Origin of the sequence: Pseudomonas sp. B20, from assembly GCF_020515755.1 — a bacterium.
Lineage (GTDB): Bacteria > Pseudomonadota > Gammaproteobacteria > Pseudomonadales > Pseudomonadaceae > Aquipseudomonas > Aquipseudomonas syringae.
The window spans coordinates 111,873-130,410 of the sequence record NZ_JAHPJG010000019.1 but is presented as its reverse complement, the minus strand read 5'-3'; the positions used below and the strand labels follow the sequence as shown (position 1 = coordinate 130,410).

Sequence of the window (18,538 nt, the reverse complement as noted above, 5' to 3'; positions counted from 1 at the left end):
ATAGTCGAATGCCACAGGGCTGAAACAAAGCGAGCGCCGGCTGTTTCAAACCCTTGGCCTGAAACAAGCGACGCCCGCTTTCATGCGCAGTGGCTTAGCGCACGACAATCCCGCGGCTGGCCATGTAGGCCTTGGCCTCGGGGACCGTGTATTCGCCAAAGTGGAAGATACTCGCCGCCAGCACAGCGCTGGCGTGGCCCTCGATGACACCGGCAGCCAGGTGCTCGAGGTTGCCGACGCCACCCGAAGCAATCACCGGAATACCCAGCGCATCGCTGATGGCGCGCGTGACGCCCAGGTCGAAGCCGTTCTTCATGCCGTCCTGGTCCATGCTGGTCAGCAGGATCTCGCCAGCGCCCAGGTCTTCCATCTTTTTCGCCCAGAGCACCGCATCCAGCCCGGTGGGTTTGCGCCCGCCGTGGGTGAAGATTTCCCAGCGCGGGGTTTCGCCCGGACCGGAGACCTTCTTGGCATCGATAGCGACCACGATGCACTGCGACCCGAAACGCGCGGCGGCTTCACCAACGAACTCGGGGTTGAATACCGCGGCCGTGTTGATCGAGACCTTGTCGGCACCGGCATTGAGCAGGTTGCGGATGTCCTGCACGGTACGCACGCCGCCGCCAACGGTCAGCGGGATGAACACCTGACTGGCCATGCGCTCGACGGTATGCAGCGTGGTGTCACGGCCATCGACACTGGCGGTGATGTCGAGGAAGGTGATTTCGTCGGCACCCTGCTCATCGTAACGACGAGCGATTTCAACCGGATCGCCTGCGTCGCGGATGTTCTCGAACTTGACGCCCTTGACCACTCGACCGTTGTCGACGTCCAGGCAAGGGATGATGCGTTTGGCTAGGGCCACAGGGTCAATCTCCAGCTGTTCAGCGTTGTTCGCGGTCGCAGAGCGCCTGAGCTTCGGCCACATCCAGCGTGCCTTCGTAAATCGCACGGCCGGTGATTGCGCCGATGATGCCCGGAGCCTTCGCATTCAGCAGCGCCTGGATGTCGCCCAGGTTATGGATGCCACCCGAAGCGATCACCGGGATCCGCGTGGCAGCCGCCAACGCCGCGGTGAACGGGATGTTGCAGCCCTGCATCATGCCGTCTTTGGCGATGTCGGTGTAGACAATGGCCGACACGCCATCGGCTTCGAAACGCTTGGCCAGATCGATGACCTGCACCGAGCTGACCTCAGCCCAGCCGTCGGTGGCGACGAAACCGTCCTTGGCATCCAGACCGACAATCACCTTGCCGGGGAACGCACGGCAGGCTTCGGCCACGAATTCTGGCTCTTTGACGGCCTTGGTGCCGATGATGACGTAGCTCACGCCCGCCTTGACGTAATGCTCGATGGTTTCCAGCGAACGGATGCCGCCGCCGATCTGGATCGGCAGGTTCGGGTAGCGTCGGGCGATGGCCGTGACCACATCACCGTTGACCGGCTGACCTTCGAACGCACCGTTCAGATCGACCAGATGCAGACGACGGCAGCCACCCTCGACCCACTTGGCGGCCATGGCCACCGGGTCATCGGAGAACACCGTGGAATCTTCCATCCGGCCCTGACGCAGACGCACGCAAGCGCCGTCCTTGAGATCGATAGCGGGGATAATCAGCATGCTTATTCCTTGGTCTGAAAGAGCGGCAAGCTGCAAGCGGTTAGCTGCAAGTATGCGTACTCACTGATTCTTGCGGCTTGAAGCTCAACGCTTGAAGCTGCTTTATCTAATTCTTTTCGAGTGCCCACAAGTCACTTTCGATGCTCTCGAAGCGCTCCTTGAGCTGCTGCTGAACATCGAAAATGGCGCGATTGTAGTAATGCGGGGCAATCTCGCGCGTGAACAGCTCGAGGACTTCAGCCACTTCGAACGAGCCCAGCTCCAGCTCGAAACGCTCTGCGAACAGGCGCTTGAGCTTGTCGATCGCCTGTTGCTCATGCTCGGGCGAGAGGGTCAGGATCGGCGGTTTGCCCTTTGCTTTGCTCATGCGCTTACCAGCGACCATCCCAGGCGGCAAAGTTCTGCAGCAACTGCAGGCCGTGGGTGTGGCTCTTTTCAGGGTGGAATTGCACGGCAAAGCGCGAACCGTCGGCCAGCGCAGCGGCGAAATCGAGGCCGTAGTGACCACGCCCGACCACCTGACGCTGATTGGCAGCATCGATATAGAAACTGTGCACGAAGTAGAAACGCGCCTGGTCCGGAATGTCATGCCACAGCGGGTGATCCACCGCCTGAGCGACCTGGTTCCAGCCCATGTGCGGCACTTTCAGGTGCTCGCCCTCTTCGTGCAGGTCCTTGCCGAAAAACTTTACCTGGCCGGGAAACATGCCGATGCAGTCCACACCGCCGTTCTCCTCGCTGCTGTCGAGCAACGCCTGCATGCCGACGCAGATTCCCAGAAAAGGGCGATCCTGGCTGACTTCCTGAACCAGCGAATCAAAACCAAGACGGCGAATCTCGGCCATGCAGTCGCGAATCGCGCCCACACCCGGAAAGACGATGCGGTCGGCTTCGCGAATCACCTTGGCGTCACTGGTAATCAGCACACGGCCTGCGCCCACATGCTCCAGCGCCTTGGCGACAGAGTGCAGGTTGCCCATGCCGTAATCGATGACCGCAACTGTCTGCATCAGAGCACACCCTTGGTGGATGGCATCTGTCCGGCCATACGCTCATCCAGCTCGACCGCCATGCGCAGCGCGCGACCGAAAGCCTTGAACACGGTCTCGATCTGGTGGTGAGTGTTGGTGCCACGCAGGTTGTCGATGTGCAGCGTCACGTTCGCGTGGTTGACGAAGCCCTGGAAGAACTCCTGAAACAGGTCCACATCGAAGCCGCCTACAGTGGCGCGGGTATACGGCACATGCATCTGCAGGCCCGGACGTCCGGAGAAGTCGATGACCACGCGCGACAGCGCTTCGTCGAGCGGCACATAGGCGTGGCCGTAACGACGAATGCCCTTCTTGTCGCCGATCGCTTGGCTGAACGCCTGGCCCACGGTGATACCGACGTCTTCCACCGTGTGGTGATCGTCGATTGCCAGGTCGCCCTTGCATTCGATGTCCAGATCGATCAGCCCGTGCCGGGCGATCTGGTCGAGCATGTGCTCAAGGAAAGGCACGCCGATATCGAATCGGGCCTTTCCGGTACCATCCAGGTTGATCGAGGCTTTGATCTGGGTTTCCAGAGTATTGCGCTCGACGTACGCCTTACGTTCGGCCATCACCAGCTCCGCAAAATCATTGGGCGAAAAAAAGGCGAGCATTATAGGCCCAGAAGCGCCCGCCATGAAGCAAACAGACGACCAGCAGGGTATTTAACGGGCAAAGAGGCTCGCGATTGCGTCACATACCTTGTCGATATTCCCTTCATTCAAACCTGCCATACACACCCGGCCACTGCGCAGCATGTAAATGCCGTGAACATCTTTCAGTTCGTCGACCTGCTGCGGGGTCAGACCGGTGTAGCTGAACATCCCGTTCTGCCTGAGGATAAAGCTGAAATCGTGGCCGGAGACCTTCTGCGCCAGCACCTCGACCAGACGCGTGCGCATGTCGATGATACGCAGGCGCATGGCCTCGACTTCGCCCAGCCACTGCTCGCGCAAAGGCGGCGTGTTGAGCACTTTCGACACCAGAAACGCGCCATGTGCAGGCGGGCTGGAGTAGTTGCGGCGCACGGTCGCCTTGAGCTGGCCGAACACGTTGGCCGCGGACGCCGCGTCTTCACAGACCACCGACAGCCCGCCTACCCGCTCGCCATACAGCGAGAAGATTTTCGAGAACGAGTTGCTGACCAGCGTTGTGATACCTGCGTTGGCCATCGCCCGGATTGCATAGGCGTCTTCGTCGATGCCTTTGCCGAAGCCCTGATAGGCGATATCCAGGAAGGCGATGAGCTGACGATCCTTGATCACGTCGATCAGGCGGTCCCATTGCGCCACTGTCAGATCGGCACCGGTCGGGTTATGGCAGCACGGGTGCAGCAGGAGAATGCTCTGCGCAGGCAGCCCCTGTACCGTGTCGAGCATGGCCTCGAACCTCACGCCGCCGGTCTGGGCATCGAAGTACGGATACGCGTTGACCTTGAAGCCCGCCCCGCCGAACAGCGCGTTATGGTTTTCCCAGGTCGGATCACTGACCCAGACCTGTGAGTCCGGAAACGCATACTTGAGGAAATCGGCACCTATCTTCAGCGCGCCCGAGCCACCCACGGTTTGAATGGTGGCGACGCGGCCGGCCTGAACCAGCGGGTGATCGGCACCGAACAACAGGGTTTGCACCGCCTGCCGATACGCTGCCAGGCCTTCCATTGGCAAGTACACAGACGCTGCCTGTTCGCCTTCGGCCAGTTGCTGTTGCGCCGTTGCTACGCATGCCAACTGCGGGATGCGGCCCTGTGCGTCGTAATACAGGCCGATGCTCAGATTGACCTTGTCCGCACGCGAGTCCTTGCCAAAGGTCTCCATCAGCGAAAGGATCGGATCACCGGCGTATGACTCCACGTGGGCTAGCATGCAAACAACTCCTTCGGGCAATAAAATCAGGGCTGACTAATGTAGCAGCGTATGCACCGGAACGGGCAGTGCATCGAGTACATAGGGTCAACTGAATATGACTATCGCGACGAATAAAATCCGGACGCGATGATCAAAAGCGCAGCGCACCAAAACCCAGGCAAAAAAAAGCGCCTGCACCGAGGTGCAAGCGCTTTTCTGTTACCGGCAGGCTTTTAGTGGAACAGCACTGCGGTTTTTTGCAGGGTAATCCAGACGCCCCATGCCAGCGGGATGCCTACAGCCAGCCAGGCCGCGATGACCAGCGGCTTGCTGCCTGCGGATGCTTTCCACTCCAGCGAAGTCGTGGCGTTGGCACCCTTGTCGTGACCGATGGCTTGTTCAGCCGCCAGTTCGGCGTCGGTCATGAAGTACTTGTCGGCAACCGGACGAATCAGCAGGTTGCAGATAAAGCCCAGCACCAGCAGACCCGACAGGATGTACAGAGTGATGTCGTAGGCGTCGGCACGTGCAACACCGTGGGCGAGTTGATACTCACGCAGGTAGTTGACCAATACCGGACCCAGCACACCGGCCGCAGCCCAGGCAGTCAGCAGACGACCGTGGATCGCACCGACCATCTGCGTACCGAACAGGTCAGCCAGATAAGCCGGAACCGTCGCAAAACCGCCACCGTACATCGACAGCACGATACAGAACGCGGCCACGAACAACGCGATGCTACCCATATGGCTCAGGGTCGGAACCGACGCATAAAGCAGGAAGCCCAGTGCGAAGAATACGAAGTAGGTTGCCTTGCGACCGATGAAGTCCGAGCACGAAGCCCAGAAGAAACGACCGCCGATGTTGAACAGACTCAACAGACCCGTGAAGCCGGCTGCAATCGCAGCAATGGCCTTCAGTTGATCGGCATTGAGCTGGCTGAAGGTCAGGTCGAGGCCCAGCAGTTTGCCGGCGAAGACTTCCTGCAGCAGCGGCGAAGCCATGCCCAGGATGCCGATACCGGCCGATACGTTCAGGCACAGCACCAGCCAGACCAGACGGAACTGCGGTGTTTTCCAGGCCACGCTGACGTGCACGTGACGGTTGGTGATCATCGAGTTCTTGGCCTTGGCAGCCGGAGCGGTCCAGCCTTCAGGTTTCCAGCCGGTTGGCGGAACGCGGTAGCCCAGCGCACCGCCGATCATGAAGATGAAGTAGATCACCGCCATCACCACGAAGCTCTGCCATACGCCAACGCTTTCAGCCGAAGCGAAGTGCCCCATCAGAGCTGTAGCCAGCGGTGCACCCACCATTGCGCCGCCGCCAAAGCCCATGATCGCCATGCCGGTCGCCATGCCGCGCTTGTCCGGGAACCACTTGATCAGGGTCGATACCGGGGAGATATAGCCCAACCCCAAACCAATACCGCCGATTACGCCCGAGCCCAGCCACATCAGCCAGATCTGGTGCGTATAAATGCCCAGTGCGGAAATCAGCAAACCACCACACCAGCAGAGAGCCGAAACCACACCCGCCTTGCGTGGACCTGCGTGCTCCAGCCAACCACCCCAAATGGCAGCCGAGCAACCCAGGAAGATGAAAAACAGTGTGTAGATCCAGCCCAGCATGGAGATCTGCCAGTCACAGGTCGACGCAAACATCTGCGCGAAAAAACCCATGTCCGGTGTGCAAGCGACAGGTGCCGTAACACCGATAGCCTTCGACAGCGGCAACCAGAATACCGAGAAGCCGTAAGCCATACCGATACAAAGATGGATGGCCAGTGCTGCAGGTGGAACAAGCCAACGGTTGAAACCTGGCTTGGCGATAATGCGCTCTTTGGACAAGAACGCAGGCTGAACGGCTGCGCCGCCCAAGGCTGTGCTTGTGCTCATTATAATTACCCCAATGTGTGAAGCTCGCAGATGGTCCGCTGGTCCGCCACAGACTCAGTGCCGAGCGGCCATGTCTGTTTTATCGGCAGGTTATTCAGATACGTGACAAAAAGACGCACCCAACCCAGCAAAAACGGAGACTATCACTGTCTGATGGCAAATAAGCATCTCACTACATGCTTTTTATTATCTATTTTCACACGTTAATCCACGTGCTCTATCGAGCCATAGACGCAACCAATTAAGCATTATCGAAAACCTGCCTTGGGCTTAGTTGGGCAAGCACCTGTGTGGCTGTCCGACCGGCGCGCGAAGATTCGGAAGATGTATCGCGACAAGACCACTCGCACTTTTCATCGGCTCCCAGACGTAGTGGCGCACGGTGCCAGCGTCTCGAACCGGAGGCCAGACAGCAATAACGGTATCCGCAGCCCGGTCGGCTCGTCAGAGCGGTATACTCGTGGGCTATTTTTGAACATCGACACAAGGACTCGCCCATGAAAGCGTTCGGCAAAATCCTGGGGCTGTTTATTCTCGGGTTGTTGCTGATCATCGTGGCTCTCGGCTTCGCCCTGACCCACCTGTTTGATCCCAACGACTACAAAGACGAGATTCGCCAGCTGGCACGCGACAAGGCCAACGTCGAGCTGACGCTCAACGGCGATATCGGCTGGAGCCTGTTCCCCTGGCTCGGCCTGGAATTGCACGACGCCCATGTCGCCACCCTGACCGCTCCCGATCAGCCGTTCGCCGATGTGCAGATGCTCGGCCTGTCCGTTCGCGTCCTGCCACTGCTTCGTCGCCAGGTACAGATGAGCGACATTCGCGTCGAAGGCCTGAACCTGACCCTGCACCGCGATGAAAACGGTCATGGCAACTGGGAAGACATCGGCAAGCCTGCCGTGGCAAGCACTGACACTCCTGGCGAGCCAACACCGGCCCCGGCTGCGGACGCGCCCAAAGCGGATCGCCCTTCCCAGCCGATCCGCCTGGATATCGACAGCCTGACCGTCAACAACGCTCGTGTGGATTACAGCGATGCCCGAAAAGGCCGGACCTTCATGGCCGAGAGCATTCAGCTGAGTACCGGACCGATTCGTGAGGCGTCCGATATCCCGATCAAACTGACGGCATTCCTGAGCACCAACCAGCCCGTCGTGCGCGCCAAGACCGAGCTGGTCGGCGCATTGCGCATGGATCGCGTGCTCAAGCGTTATCAATTCGAAGACATGCGCCTGTCCGGTGAAGTCGCCGGCGAGCCGCTGCAAGGCAAGACCGTGACCTTCTCGGCGCAGGGCCAGTTGCTCGTCGACCTGGCCGCCAATATCGCTGAATGGAACAGTCTCAAAGTCTCGGCCAACCAGTTGCGTGCACTCGGCGAACTGCGTGCCCGCGATCTGGACAAAACGCCACAGATCAGCGGCGGCCTGTCCATTGCCCAGCTTGATCTGCGCGCGTTCTTCGAGAACATCGGCCAGCCGTTGCCAGCCATGTCCGAGGGCGCGCTGAGCAAGGTTGAAATGGTCACGCGCCTGGCGGGTACGCCTACCAGCCTTGCGCTGGAAAACCTCAACCTGAAAGTCGACGACAGCACCTTCACGGGTCGCATCGCGGTGGACGACTTCGCCAAACAGGCGCTGCGTGTCCAGCTCAAGGGCGATACCTTCGACGCCGACCGCTACCGTCCGGCTGAAAGCGAAGAAAGCAAAGGTGCCAAGGCCGCGCGCAAATCCGAGGTGCAGTCCGGTGAAGCCGCCGCCGCTGCAGGCGACTCGCCGCTGCCCGAACAACCGACCAAGGCCGCCTGGAGCACGGCAAAACTGCTGCCGCTGGAGCGCTTGCGCACGCTGGATGTCGAGGCTGACCTGAGCTTCGGCAAACTGACCCTGAACAAACTGCCTATCGACAACGCAGCGCTCAAGACCCAGGCCAATGCTGGTCTTATCAAGGTCGATACGCTGAGTGGCGATCTGTACAACGGCAACTTCGAGGTCAAGGGCAATCTGGACGCGCGTCCGGACACGCCAGTGGCCACGGTGCAGACGCGCATTGCCAAAGTACCGGTAGAACGCATTCTGGAAAGCCAGGGCCAGACGCCGCCAGTGCGCGGCCTGCTGAACCTCGACAGCAGCCTGACCGGCACAGGCAACAGCGAAAAAGCCCTGATCGACAGCCTGAACGGCACCGCCAGCTTTGCGCTCAATAATGGCGTGCTGGTCAATGCCAACCTGGAGCAGCAGCTGTGCAAGGGGATTTCGATCCTCAACCGTAAGACGCTCAGCGGCGAACCGCGCGCCAAGGACACTCCTTTCCAGCAGCTCAACGGCAATCTGGTGATACGCAATGGCGTCGCCAGCAACCCGGACCTCAAGGTCCGTACGCCGGGCATGGCCGTCAACGGTAACGGCGACGTCGACCTGCGCGTCCTGGGCATGAACTACCGCGTCGGCATCATCGTCGAAGGCGACAAGAGCGACATGCCGGACCCGGCCTGCGAGATCAACCCGCGCTTTGTCGGCATCGAGTGGCCGGTGCAGTGCCGTGGCCCGCTGGAACTGGGCGCCAAGGCCTGCCGTCTGGACAAGGAAGGCGTCGGTCAAATCGCTGCGAAGCTGGCGGGCGACCGGATCAGCGAGAAGCTTGAGGACAAGCTGAACGACAAACTCGGTGACAAGGTCAGCCCCGAGCTCAAGGACGCCCTCAAGGGACTGTTCAAACGTTAGGGCAACGTGCACTGCTCAGGAGCGCCCTCGCGGCGCTCCTTTCATATCCCGACTCACATCTCGACGAGAGCCCTCCAGGCCATGCAACCCGAACAATTCTCCAGCGCCGTGCTGGACTGGTACGACCGTCATGGCCGACATGACCTGCCCTGGCAACAAGACATCACGCCGTACCGGGTCTGGGTATCGGAAATCATGCTGCAGCAGACCCAGGTCAGCACCGTTCTGAGCTATTTCGACCGCTTCATGGAGGCCCTGCCGAGCGTGCAGGCGCTGGCCGAAGCGCCCGAGGACGAAGTGCTGCACCTGTGGACCGGGCTGGGTTACTACACCCGCGCCCGCAACCTGCAGAAGACGGCAAAAATCGTCGTCGCCGATCATGGCGGCGAGTTTCCCCGCGATGTCGAAAAACTCATTCTGCTGCCCGGCATCGGTCTGTCCACCGCAGGCGCGATTGCCAGCCTGAGCATGGGCATTCGTGCGCCGATCCTCGATGGCAACGTCAAACGCGTGCTGGCGCGCTTCACCGCGCAAGAGGGCTACCCTGGCGAACCGAAGGTGGCCAAACAGCTGTGGGCCACCGCTGAACGCTTCACGCCGCACAGCCGGGTCAACAACTACACCCAGGCGATGATGGACCTGGGGGCCACACTCTGCACCCGCAGCAAACCCAGCTGCCTGCTCTGCCCGCTGGAGCGCAGTTGTGAGGCGCACATGCTGGGCCTGGAAACGCGCTACCCGATCCCCAAGCCGCGCAAGACCGTGCCGCAGAAACGCACGCTCATGCCGATGCTCGCCAACGAAGACGGCGCGATCCTGCTTTATCGCCGCCCTTCCAGCGGCTTGTGGGGCGGCCTGTGGAGCCTGCCGGAACTGGATGACTTCGATGACCTTCAGCATCTGGCCACGCAACACGCGCTGCAACTGGGCGAGCACCATGAACTGCCGGGACTTATCCACACCTTCAGCCACTTCCAGTTGAGTATCGAACCCTGGCTGGTCAAGGTCCGCGAGTCCGCCGATCACGTGGCCGAGGCCGACTGGCTCTGGTATAACCTCGCCACCCCGCCACGCCTGGGCCTTGCCGCCCCGGTGAAAAAGCTGCTCAAACGCGCAGCCGACGTATTGAACGCAGGAGAGTCGTCATGACCCGCACCGTAATGTGCCGCAAATACAAAGAAGAACTGCCCGGCCTGGAACGCGCCCCGTATCCGGGTGCCAAGGGCGAAGACATCTTCAACCACGTCTCGCAGAAAGCCTGGGCCGACTGGCAGAAACACCAGACCCTGCTGATCAACGAGCGTCGCCTGAACATGATGAACGCCGAAGACCGCAAATTCCTCCAGACCGAGATGGACAAGTTTCTTTCCGGCGAAGAATACGCCCAGGCCGAAGGCTACGTTCCCCCCGAAAAATAAAGCGTTTCACGCAGTGAAGGTCGTAAGCGTCGGTAATAATTCAAATTTTTTAAAAAACACGCTTGACGACCTCCTGAAAAACACGTCTAATGCGCCCCGTTGCCCAGATAGCTCAGTCGGTAGAGCAGGGGATTGAAAATCCCCGTGTCGGCGGTTCGATTCCGTCTCTGGGCACCACCTTCCGTTTTCAGGTGATGCCAAGCACGCCTGAAAGCACACAAGAAGCCCGCCTCGTGCGGGCTTTTTGTTGTCTGGGGTTTGCGGATGCTCCCCGGCAGGCCACAAAGATCGAGGGCGGAACCAGCTCGGTCTGGAAGTCTAGTCAAAACAAGCCAGCAAAGCGCTCACCTCACCAAGGTCAGATACCACAAAAACGAAGTGAAGCTTATACCTTGGACGGGAGGATGCCAGCTCATTACACAAGACGCATCTACCGCTTCGTGGCAACCCGGTTTGACTTCATCACTGCTAATCGCGCGCCTGAAATCGTTGGCACCATATTTTCGCTTGCTCGAATTTCTTAGCACATGACAGAGTAACCAGCTGCCACCGAAATGGAGGCTGTGTCGTAGGGCGCGGCGGGATTTTCAACCTGCGCCACTATAAAACAGTCATGACTTAAGAAAAGGACGTCGCATGAAAAGGCCATTTGTCGCACCGCGGCTTGTCGGCGCACGGTTTGATGACCATACGATTCCATTGGAGCTGCTCAAGGATTTGGCAGCCCTCGAAGAATTCGTGGTGGCCGTAGCCAAGTGGAAGTTCGTACAGCAACACGGCAGAGTCCGAGCGCCTAAAGGGTTTACGGATCACTTATCCATAAACCTGTCTTCTGTCGGCGAGGGAAGCGCTGTCCCCAGCATCGTGATTGAATACAATGACCCCACCGCCGGGCTATTCGCTGCTGCTAATGAGGGCTATTTCTTTCAAGCGGCGCAGTCGATCGGCAATGCAATCGACGCTGCCGAACAGGGTTTTTCGATTACAGAGCACATACCCGCTACGCTGCTTGGCTATTTCGACAGATTCGGCAGAGGTTTGCGTGATGGGGAGGTATTGGAATTTAGACCAGGTACTGATCGGCCTGCCAGGCTTTCAAAGGTAACCCGGCGTAGGCTTCTGCTAGCATCACAGAATCAGGTTCTTACGGATGAAGTCACTGTCCGAGGGTTAGTACCTGAGATTGATCAAGCGAAAATGAGCTTTGAGCTGCTGTTACCCGATAGCAAAAAAATCACTGCAAAAATGGATGCAATACATCTCGACACCATCCTTGATGGCTACGCGAGGATTTCGTGAAGGCCTTAAAATCTCAGTGTCGGGTGTTGGCAGATTCGACCGGATGGAAAAGCTCCACTCTCTGGACCTTATTGAGGACGCAGTCATTATTGAATCTAATGACCCGCTAGCACGACTGGATGAGCTCAGACTTTTGAGAGTCGGATGGCTTGACGGTCGCGGCGTGGTTCCCAGCCCTCAAGAGTTTGATTGGATAGAGTCATTCTTTAGGGACCAGTACCCAGCTACGCTGCCAACACCATTTATCTACCCTACTGCCGAAGGTGGCTTCCAGCTGGAGTGGAGGACAGGCAACCAAGACGTCAGCCTTGAAATCTTTCCAAAAGAAAAAACAGCTGAGCTACATGGGCTTAACATCCAGGATGGAGCAGACACCTTTATGGAGCTGAATCTCGAAGCCAAAGCTGACGTTGATTCGCTAATAGATTTCATTTCCAAGGCGGCAAAGGGTGAAGTGTGATGGATGATCAAACTCAGTTGCTGCGCCAGGTTCACCCTAGTTTTGTTCAAGACGGGAAAATCACCTCTCAAGTGTTTCGCCCAACCCCCAAGGACGACAAAAAGCTTTCTTCGTATGACGGTGACTTGATTACGCCAGACGCCTCGTACGCTCACTTCACCGCAAGGGAGGACTGCCGTTCTGCCGGCGTTGTTTCTATCACCGCGGGAGAGTGCCTAGCACTTGGACTGCCAACCGTGGCCGACCCAGAAGAGTTTCCCGAGCACGTCCTGATCGATTTCAGTGATTACGAAAAGAAAGAGATCGAGAAAAAAGCAAAGATCCTTAGGGCTAATGCCGAGTCTCGCGACTGGCTCTATAAGCCATAGCGTAGAGCCCGGCTTGGCGTCGGGTTTCTCATTGCGCACATTTGCGCCTCTGATTCAGCTAAGCGGTAGAGATACATTCCTAATCAGGGTTGGTGATAGCAAATGAGCTAGATAGTCAGCCATTCGCTTTCAACATTCTCTGCTTGAACTCATCGGCGCTGAATGGACGAGGTTCCCCGCTGGACTCGCCTTCGATCAGCGCAAGCCGGATGGCTTCGATGTCTGCGCTCCGGGCCTGTTTGCGAAGAATCAAGTCGCGAATATGTTCGCTGTCGCGGGTGTACGTGTCCACGTCAGTCTGCGCGCTTATCGAGGCGACTTGTTGATCGGTCATCCGTACGGTCTCCATAATTGAACTCAAGAATCGGTTATCGACTGCGAGAGGCCTTCGCCTGGAAGAGGCATGCTCACACATGCGTTAAGCAGCGCGGAAGCCCAGAGCTTCGAGCCCCTCAAGACCAGCCATCCAGAGCCCTCCCCCCCATCCCATTGAACTAATTTTCCCCGTCCACCCTCGAAGCCATACATTTGCTTCCACAAGGAAAATTCCGTGCTCAAGTTAACCGCCTCCGCCCTCATCCTCGCCGCCACTCTGGGTCTGGCTGCCTGCGACAGCAAATCCGAACAGAAGGCACAGGACGCTCAGGCGCATCAGGAGAAATCCCAGGAGAAGATGGAGTCTGCTCAGGACAAAGTGAACGAAGCGGCCAAAGAGAACACCGAAGCGGCCAAGGATAAAGCCGAGTCCAAGGAAGCGGCTGCCGAAGAGTCGAAGACCTTCGTGCCGACGTCCGAAGTGACCAATACCATTCAGCCTGAAAAAAAGTAAAACAGTGAAAACTCTTCACAAAGTTTTCACAGCGGCCGCGTCATTGTAGAGCTGCTCCCAAGTGTGAATCCTTAAGCCCGCTCCCCCATCGCGGGCTTTTCTTTGTCCGGAATCTGGCGGGCAAACCACCTCCGCATTAGCCCCGAACTCATTGCCGAATGCTTTTCCTGGCAAATCAGACCTGCGCGTCTTCTGGCGTCAAAAAAAATACTTGATTTATTTTTTCGATTGTAGCAATGCACATTCATGCTGCAGCCTTTCGAGTCGATAGCCTCATCACAGTAAGTCCGCAAATACACCAAGGGGCACGTTATGTTCGGAAATAAGAACAAAGCTGAGCTGACGGCCATGAAGGCCCAGGTAGATGGACTCAACGGACTGACAAGCGCGCTGGAAAAATCGATGGCGGTGATCGAGCTGAGTCTCGATGGCAAAATACTTCGTGCCAACGATAACTTCCTCGCGGCGATGGGCTATCGGGCCGAAGAACTGACAAGCAAGACGCATCGCGACTTCTGCGAACCGGAAATGCTCCGCAGCCGCGAGTACGCTGATCTCTGGGCATCCCTGAAGGCCGGGAAATTCATCTCGGGCACTTTCAAACGCGTCGGCAAGAACGGCCACAGCGTCTGGCTCGAAGCCAGCTACAACCCGGTAACCGATGCGCAGGGCAACGTAGTCAAGGTGGTCAAGTACGCCCTGGACGTCACCACACGCGTGATGTCGGAGAACGAAACCAACAGCAAGCTGGCAGCGGTAGACCGGGCGATGGCTATCTGCGAATTCGAACCCAACGGCAATGTGATAACCGCCAACAACAACTTCCTGAACGTCATGGGTTATGCGCTGACCGAGATCAAGGGCAAACACCACCGAACCTTCTGCGAGCCGACACTGGTCAACAGTCCGGAATACACCGAGTTCTGGCGCAAGTTGAACCACGGCGAGTTCATCGGCGACCAGTTCAAACGTATCGGCAAACAGGGTCGGGTTGTCTGGCTGGAAGCAACCTATAACCCGGTTTTTGATGTCGACGGCAAACTCTACAAAATCGTCAAGTTCGCCAGCGACATTACCCAACGCGTCGAAAAACAGGAAGCAGACGCGCACGGTGCATCGCGCGCTTACCATATCTCGGCAGAAACCGAGAAAGTGGCCGAACAGGGAACCCTGGTCATTCAGGACACGGCGCGGGAGATGCGTCAGATCTCCGAAAACATCGGTGCATCGGCGAGGCTGGTGAGTCAGCTGGGCGACCGCTCCGAGCAGATCACCGCTATCGTCAACACCATTCGCGGCATCGCCGATCAGACCAACCTGCTGGCGCTCAACGCAGCCATCGAGGCGGCCCGGGCGGGTGATCAGGGCCGCGGGTTTGCCGTGGTGGCCGACGAAGTCAGGCAACTGGCGGGACGTACCAGCGGCTCGACCACCGAAATTGCCGAAATGATTGGCAAGATCCTCGCCGAAACACGTGAAGCGGTGGCGAGCATGGACACCACGCAGGAAGGTGCCATTCGCGGTGTGACACTGGCAGATCAGGCTGGACAGGTCATTGTGCAGATCCGCGATGGCGCAAGCGATGCGGTCGAGGCAGTCAGCATGTTCGCCAACCGCATGGATGAAGCCGAAGCGTTCGCAAAGCCGGGTAAGCGGTGACGCGTCGGTAATACCCCGCAAATCAAAAACCCGCATGTTGCGGGTTTTTTATCGACCGCTGATTACTGCACAAACCTTGGTTATCGGGCCCGTCTGCGCTTCAATAGCGCCCATTGCACCCAACGCCAGCCAAAGGACCGCTCATGGCCTCGCCAGACAAGCAGCAAAAACGTGCCAAGCGCGCAAAGATCAAGGCCAAGCAGAACCGCTCGGGCAAGGCTGCAACCAGCCTGGTTCATCCGGTGTTTGCCTCGGCGCTGGTCAACCAGCCGTTCGACGACGTCGAGCTCGACCTTAATACCTTCGACTTCAGCGACATTGTCGAGAACGGTTTTGACCCGGCCGACTACGACGACCTGTTCACGGCCATGAAGCAAGCAGAGGCGATCAGCCAGCTCGCGCTGTGCGTCGTCTTCCTGCAGTACCCGGTGCTGACGCTGGTGATTTCCGAAGAGGACGAAGACCCGGCCACGGACTTCATGATGGGCCTGCTCATCGTGTACCGCGCCATGTACCACGATGAAGACGAAGACAGCGCAATCGAGTGGATCGAAAGCCCTGCCTTCCAGAAGGATTACACGCTGGCGTCCGACCTGCTGATGAAGAGAGACACCAGAGCCGCACGCTGATAGAGGATCGTGCCAATGCGTGGCATTGGCACGAACGTCATCCGCCCAAGGGCGCGATCAACCCAGCGCAGCAGCGCCCACGCGTCCGTCCTTGCGGCGACGCGATACGATCAGGCCAGCGCCGATCACCAACAGGCTGAGCACGCCGGTGGCGATGATTTCGAGGCGATGCTCTTCCTGCAGCAGCATGATGGTCAGCACCGCGACGATGAACGCGATCACCGCCCAGGTCAGCCATGGGAACAGCCACATCTTGAAGTCGATGGCCTCGCCCGCAGCAATGCGCTTCTGGCGCATACGCAGCTGCGACACCGCGATCACCAGGTACACCAGCAGTGCGATGGCACCGGAGCTGGCGAGCAGGAAATCAAACACGGCCGCAGGCGCGATGTAGTTGGCGAACACAGTCAGGAACGCCGCCGCAGTCGACATGATCACCGCCCAGTGAGGCGTGCCGCCCTTGCTGGTGCGCTTGGACACGGCCGGTGCATCGCCACGCTTGCCCAGCGAGAAGAGCATGCGCGAAGCGGTGTACAGGGCCGAGTTCAGGCAGCTGGTCACAGCGACCAGGACCACCAGATCGACGATCAGCTTGGCGTTCGGGATGCCCATTGCATCGAGTACGGTCTGATACGAACCCACCTCGGCCAGGCGCGGGTCGTTCCACGGCACCAGCGATACAACGATGAAGATCGAAACCAGATAGAACAGGAAGATCCGCCAGATCACCGAATTGGTGGCCTTGGTGATCTGCTTGCCAGGGTTCTTGGACTCGGCCGCTGCGATGGTGACGATCTCGGTACCCATGAACGAGAACATGGTGGTCAGCATCGCTGCCAGCACCGCGCCCATACCGTTTGGCAGGAAGCCGCCGGTATCGAACAGATGGCTGACGCCGCTGACGTTGCTGGTGGGCAGCAGACCGAAGATCGCCGCAACACCCAGCACCACGAAGGCGATGATCGCCACCACCTTGATCAGCGCAAACCAGAACTCGAATTCACCGTAGTTCTTCACGCTGAACAGGTTGGTCGCCGTCAGCAGCAAGGTGATGACCAGCGTGAACATCCAGATCGCGATGTCGGGGAACCAGGCATGGAGGATGGTTGCAGCAGCGTTGGCCTCCAGCGGGATGACCAGTACCCAGAACCACCAGTACAACCAGCCGATGGTGAAACCGGCCCAGTGACCGATAGCGCGGTCGGCATAGGTTGAAAACGAACCGGTGTCAGGCGAGGCAACGGCCATTTCGGCCAGCATGCGCATCACCAGCACCACCAGCGTACCTGCAGCGGCATACGCCAGCAGCACGGCAGGCCCGGCTTCGGCAATCGCGTGGCCGGAGCCGACGAACAACCCGGCGCCAATCACGCCAGCAATCGACAGCATCGTAATGTGTCGAGGTTTCAGCCCTTGTTCGAGCTCGGAAGAGTTAGCGGTACTGCTCATAAAACCACCTGTGCAAGACGAGCGAGGCACACCGGAGCGTTACGTAAAAAGAAACCTACGGTGCCGTTCTTTATATTTGACGCAAGAATTGCGCCAAAATATTTCGAAAACGACGTCGCTTAGAGAATACGAGGGCTGTGGCTTGACCCGTGAAGCGTGCAAGGCGATGGCTTTTATACGCAGTCTGTAGGATTTGTTACCAAACGCCTCAGATTCGTCTCTATGCACGCACCAAAAACGCCCCAAACCTTCTTCCAAGCGCGAACATGGTGCAGAAATCAGACCGCCGCTCAGCAAATGCTACTTCCAACACCAGCCCAAAGCTGGCAACATCGCGCCTTTTTCGCGCACGTCCCCGTTTTACAGGGCACCGTGCTTGCCTTCTTGCGACCGTCCGCTGCCCGGATCTGACAACCCGTCGAGCGCCTCCACGCTGGACACAATACGTCGATGGTTGTCCTTTAAACGCTGTGCTAGCTTGGCGTTCGCTGGCAGCCAGCGCGCACACTTCAACGAGGACCCCACATGGCCGAGGCCACGCCCGCCCTGGAAATCCGCAACCTGCACAAGCGCTACGATCAGCTTGAGGTGCTCAAAGGCATCTCGCTGACGGCTCGCGACGGCGACGTCATATCGATCCTCGGCTCCTCCGGTTCCGGCAAGTCCACGTTGCTGCGCTGCATCAACCTGCTGGAAAACCCGCATCAGGGCCAGATTCTGGTGGCCGGCGAAGAATTGAAGCTCAAGGCCGCGCGCAACGGCGACCTGATTGCCGCCGATAACCGGCAGATCAATCGCCTGCGCAGCCAGATCGGCTTCGTGTTCCAGAATTTCAACCTGTGGCCGCACATGAGCGTGCTCGATAACATCATCGAAGCCCCGCGTCGCGTCCTCGGTCAGAGCAAGGCCGAAGCCATCGCGGTGGCTGAAGAGCTGCTGGCCAAGGTAGGTATCGCCGACAAGCGCTATGCCTACCCGGCACAACTTTCCGGCGGACAGCAGCAACGCGCCGCCATTGCGCGTACGCTGGCCATGCAACCAAAGGTTATCCTGTTCGACGAGCCGACCTCGGCCCTCGACCCGGAGATGGTTCAGGAAGTACTCGGCGTCATCCGCGCACTGGCTGAAGAAGGCCGGACCATGCTGCTGGTGACCCACGAAATGAATTTTGCACGTCAGGTATCAAGTGAAGTGGTGTTTTTGCATCAGGGAATGGTCGAAGAACAGGGCACACCGCAGCAAGTATTCGAAAACCCGCTGTCGGCAAGGTGCAAACAATTCATGTCGAGTCACCGCTAACGGAGCAACA

19 protein-coding genes, 1 tRNA gene and 1 pseudogene are annotated in these 18,538 nt (G+C 58.6%); 12 read left to right on the top strand and 9 right to left on the bottom strand.

The window, feature by feature from the left end:
* Positions 1 to 94: 94 nt before the first annotated feature.
* From hisF to LIX91_RS18865, 7 genes are all read right to left on the bottom strand, one after another.
* A complete protein-coding gene (hisF, locus tag LIX91_RS18895; protein WP_002551458.1) occupies positions 95 to 865 on the bottom strand; it encodes an imidazole glycerol phosphate synthase subunit HisF in 771 nt (256 codons plus the stop codon).
* A 19-nt stretch (positions 866 to 884) separates the two neighbouring features.
* Entirely contained in the window at positions 885 to 1,622 is a 738-nt protein-coding gene (hisA, locus tag LIX91_RS18890; RefSeq protein WP_003372206.1) for a 1-(5-phosphoribosyl)-5-[(5-phosphoribosylamino)methylideneamino]imidazole-4-carboxamide isomerase, read from the bottom strand.
* 106 nt (positions 1,623 to 1,728) lie between these two features.
* On the bottom strand, positions 1,729 to 1,989 hold the full coding sequence (locus LIX91_RS18885) for a DUF2164 domain-containing protein (RefSeq protein ID WP_024652468.1): 261 nt from the start codon (positions 1,987 to 1,989) through the stop codon (positions 1,729 to 1,731).
* A gap of 4 nt (positions 1,990 to 1,993) precedes the next feature.
* Positions 1,994 to 2,632, bottom strand: a complete 639-nt coding sequence (gene hisH / locus LIX91_RS18880) for an imidazole glycerol phosphate synthase subunit HisH (protein ID WP_003318304.1) — start codon at positions 2,630 to 2,632, stop codon at positions 1,994 to 1,996.
* Entirely contained in the window at positions 2,632 to 3,225 is a 594-nt protein-coding gene (gene hisB, locus LIX91_RS18875) for an imidazoleglycerol-phosphate dehydratase HisB (protein ID WP_002551454.1), read from the bottom strand. The genes hisH and hisB overlap by 1 nt, the downstream gene beginning before the upstream one ends.
* A gap of 93 nt (positions 3,226 to 3,318) precedes the next feature.
* Positions 3,319 to 4,518, bottom strand: coding sequence for an aromatic amino acid transaminase (locus LIX91_RS18870; RefSeq protein WP_103697233.1), 1,200 nt, complete (start codon positions 4,516 to 4,518; stop codon positions 3,319 to 3,321).
* Between the two features lie 215 nt (positions 4,519 to 4,733).
* On the bottom strand, positions 4,734 to 6,395 hold the full coding sequence (locus LIX91_RS18865; protein WP_046270855.1) for an OFA family MFS transporter: 1,662 nt from the start codon (positions 6,393 to 6,395) through the stop codon (positions 4,734 to 4,736).
* 497 nt (positions 6,396 to 6,892) lie between these two features.
* On the opposite strand from LIX91_RS18865, the gene LIX91_RS18860 reads away from it, so the two are divergent.
* From LIX91_RS18860 to LIX91_RS18830, 7 genes are all read left to right on the top strand, one after another.
* Positions 6,893 to 9,118: an AsmA family protein gene (locus LIX91_RS18860; protein WP_226488955.1), complete on the top strand. Its 2,226-nt coding sequence runs from the start codon at positions 6,893 to 6,895 to the stop codon at positions 9,116 to 9,118.
* A gap of 81 nt (positions 9,119 to 9,199) precedes the next feature.
* Complete coding sequence (gene mutY / locus LIX91_RS18855; protein ID WP_004415441.1) at positions 9,200 to 10,267, top strand: A/G-specific adenine glycosylase; 1,068 nt, start codon at positions 9,200 to 9,202, stop codon at positions 10,265 to 10,267.
* Positions 10,264 to 10,536, top strand: coding sequence for an oxidative damage protection protein (locus LIX91_RS18850; RefSeq protein WP_002555777.1), 273 nt, complete (start codon positions 10,264 to 10,266; stop codon positions 10,534 to 10,536). The genes mutY and LIX91_RS18850 overlap by 4 nt, the downstream gene beginning before the upstream one ends.
* 101 nt (positions 10,537 to 10,637) lie before the next feature.
* Positions 10,638 to 10,713, top strand: a tRNA-Phe gene (locus tag LIX91_RS18845).
* Between the two features lie 459 nt (positions 10,714 to 11,172).
* Positions 11,173 to 11,835: a hypothetical protein gene (locus LIX91_RS18840; RefSeq protein ID WP_226488954.1), complete on the top strand. Its 663-nt coding sequence runs from the start codon at positions 11,173 to 11,175 to the stop codon at positions 11,833 to 11,835.
* Between the two features lie 43 nt (positions 11,836 to 11,878).
* Positions 11,879 to 12,295, top strand: coding sequence for a hypothetical protein (locus tag LIX91_RS18835; protein ID WP_226488953.1), 417 nt, complete (start codon positions 11,879 to 11,881; stop codon positions 12,293 to 12,295).
* A complete protein-coding gene (locus tag LIX91_RS18830; RefSeq protein WP_177205373.1) occupies positions 12,295 to 12,663 on the top strand; it encodes a hypothetical protein in 369 nt (122 codons plus the stop codon). Before LIX91_RS18835 ends, LIX91_RS18830 begins: the two co-directional genes overlap by 1 nt.
* A 115-nt stretch (positions 12,664 to 12,778) precedes the next feature.
* Here LIX91_RS18830 and LIX91_RS18825 read toward each other — a convergent pair whose 3' ends face one another.
* Positions 12,779 to 12,997 (bottom strand): type II toxin-antitoxin system ParD family antitoxin, encoded by a 219-nt coding sequence (locus LIX91_RS18825; protein ID WP_226488952.1) that lies wholly within the window; start codon positions 12,995 to 12,997, stop codon positions 12,779 to 12,781.
* Positions 12,998 to 13,213: 216 nt separating this feature from the next.
* Here LIX91_RS18825 and LIX91_RS18820 point away from each other — a divergent pair, with 216 nt between their 5' ends.
* From LIX91_RS18820 to LIX91_RS18805, 4 genes and pseudogenes are all read left to right on the top strand, one after another.
* Complete coding sequence (locus LIX91_RS18820) at positions 13,214 to 13,492, top strand: lipoprotein (protein WP_003318312.1); 279 nt, start codon at positions 13,214 to 13,216, stop codon at positions 13,490 to 13,492.
* A 312-nt stretch (positions 13,493 to 13,804) separates the two neighbouring features.
* Positions 13,805 to 14,581, top strand: a pseudogene (locus tag LIX91_RS25890) (PAS domain-containing protein); the annotation flags it as partial.
* 63 nt (positions 14,582 to 14,644) lie between these two features.
* The gene (locus LIX91_RS25885; protein ID WP_410524759.1) at positions 14,645 to 15,151 is read left to right on the top strand and encodes a methyl-accepting chemotaxis protein; all 507 of its coding nucleotides are present in this window, start codon (positions 14,645 to 14,647) and stop codon (positions 15,149 to 15,151) included.
* 143 nt (positions 15,152 to 15,294) lie between these two features.
* Positions 15,295 to 15,780 carry a hypothetical protein gene (locus tag LIX91_RS18805; protein ID WP_226488951.1) on the top strand — a complete coding sequence of 162 codons (486 nt, stop codon included), beginning with the start codon at positions 15,295 to 15,297 and terminating at the stop codon, positions 15,778 to 15,780.
* Between the two features lie 57 nt (positions 15,781 to 15,837).
* Here the strand turns inward: LIX91_RS18805 and gabP are convergent, their stop codons facing one another.
* Entirely contained in the window at positions 15,838 to 17,229 is a 1,392-nt protein-coding gene (gene gabP, locus LIX91_RS18800) for a GABA permease (RefSeq protein ID WP_003413568.1), read from the bottom strand.
* 525 nt (positions 17,230 to 17,754) lie between these two features.
* Between gabP and LIX91_RS18795 the strand changes: the two genes are divergently transcribed.
* The gene (locus tag LIX91_RS18795; RefSeq protein WP_226488950.1) at positions 17,755 to 18,528 is read left to right on the top strand and encodes an ABC transporter ATP-binding protein; all 774 of its coding nucleotides are present in this window, start codon (positions 17,755 to 17,757) and stop codon (positions 18,526 to 18,528) included.
* The last annotated feature ends 10 nt before the right edge of the window (positions 18,529 to 18,538 follow it).

Excerpts from the sequence above, each read along its gene's own strand:
- LIX91_RS18850 (WP_002555777.1), top strand. The coding sequence starts at position 10,264 with ATGACCCGCACCGTAATGTGCCGCAAATACAAAGAAGAACTGCCCGGC.
- hisB (WP_002551454.1), bottom strand. The coding sequence starts at position 3,225 with ATGGCCGAACGTAAGGCGTACGTCGAGCGCAATACTCTGGAAACCCAG.
- LIX91_RS18830 (WP_177205373.1), top strand. The coding sequence starts at position 12,295 with ATGGATGATCAAACTCAGTTGCTGCGCCAGGTTCACCCTAGTTTTGTT.
- gabP (WP_003413568.1), bottom strand. The coding sequence starts at position 17,229 with ATGAGCAGTACCGCTAACTCTTCCGAGCTCGAACAAGGGCTGAAACCT.
- LIX91_RS18805 (WP_226488951.1), top strand. The coding sequence starts at position 15,295 with ATGGCCTCGCCAGACAAGCAGCAAAAACGTGCCAAGCGCGCAAAGATC.
- LIX91_RS18835 (WP_226488953.1), top strand. The coding sequence starts at position 11,879 with ATGGAAAAGCTCCACTCTCTGGACCTTATTGAGGACGCAGTCATTATT.
- hisA (WP_003372206.1), bottom strand. The coding sequence starts at position 1,622 with ATGCTGATTATCCCCGCTATCGATCTCAAGGACGGCGCTTGCGTGCGT.
- LIX91_RS18870 (WP_103697233.1), bottom strand. The coding sequence starts at position 4,518 with ATGCTAGCCCACGTGGAGTCATACGCCGGTGATCCGATCCTTTCGCTG.
- LIX91_RS18885 (WP_024652468.1), bottom strand. The coding sequence starts at position 1,989 with ATGAGCAAAGCAAAGGGCAAACCGCCGATCCTGACCCTCTCGCCCGAG.
- hisH (WP_003318304.1), bottom strand. The coding sequence starts at position 2,632 with ATGCAGACAGTTGCGGTCATCGATTACGGCATGGGCAACCTGCACTCT.
- LIX91_RS18795 (WP_226488950.1), top strand. The coding sequence starts at position 17,755 with ATGGCCGAGGCCACGCCCGCCCTGGAAATCCGCAACCTGCACAAGCGC.
- LIX91_RS18865 (WP_046270855.1), bottom strand. The coding sequence starts at position 6,395 with ATGAGCACAAGCACAGCCTTGGGCGGCGCAGCCGTTCAGCCTGCGTTC.
- mutY (WP_004415441.1), top strand. The coding sequence starts at position 9,200 with ATGCAACCCGAACAATTCTCCAGCGCCGTGCTGGACTGGTACGACCGT.
- LIX91_RS18825 (WP_226488952.1), bottom strand. The coding sequence starts at position 12,997 with ATGACCGATCAACAAGTCGCCTCGATAAGCGCGCAGACTGACGTGGAC.
- LIX91_RS18840 (WP_226488954.1), top strand. The coding sequence starts at position 11,173 with ATGAAAAGGCCATTTGTCGCACCGCGGCTTGTCGGCGCACGGTTTGAT.
- LIX91_RS18860 (WP_226488955.1), top strand. The coding sequence starts at position 6,893 with ATGAAAGCGTTCGGCAAAATCCTGGGGCTGTTTATTCTCGGGTTGTTG.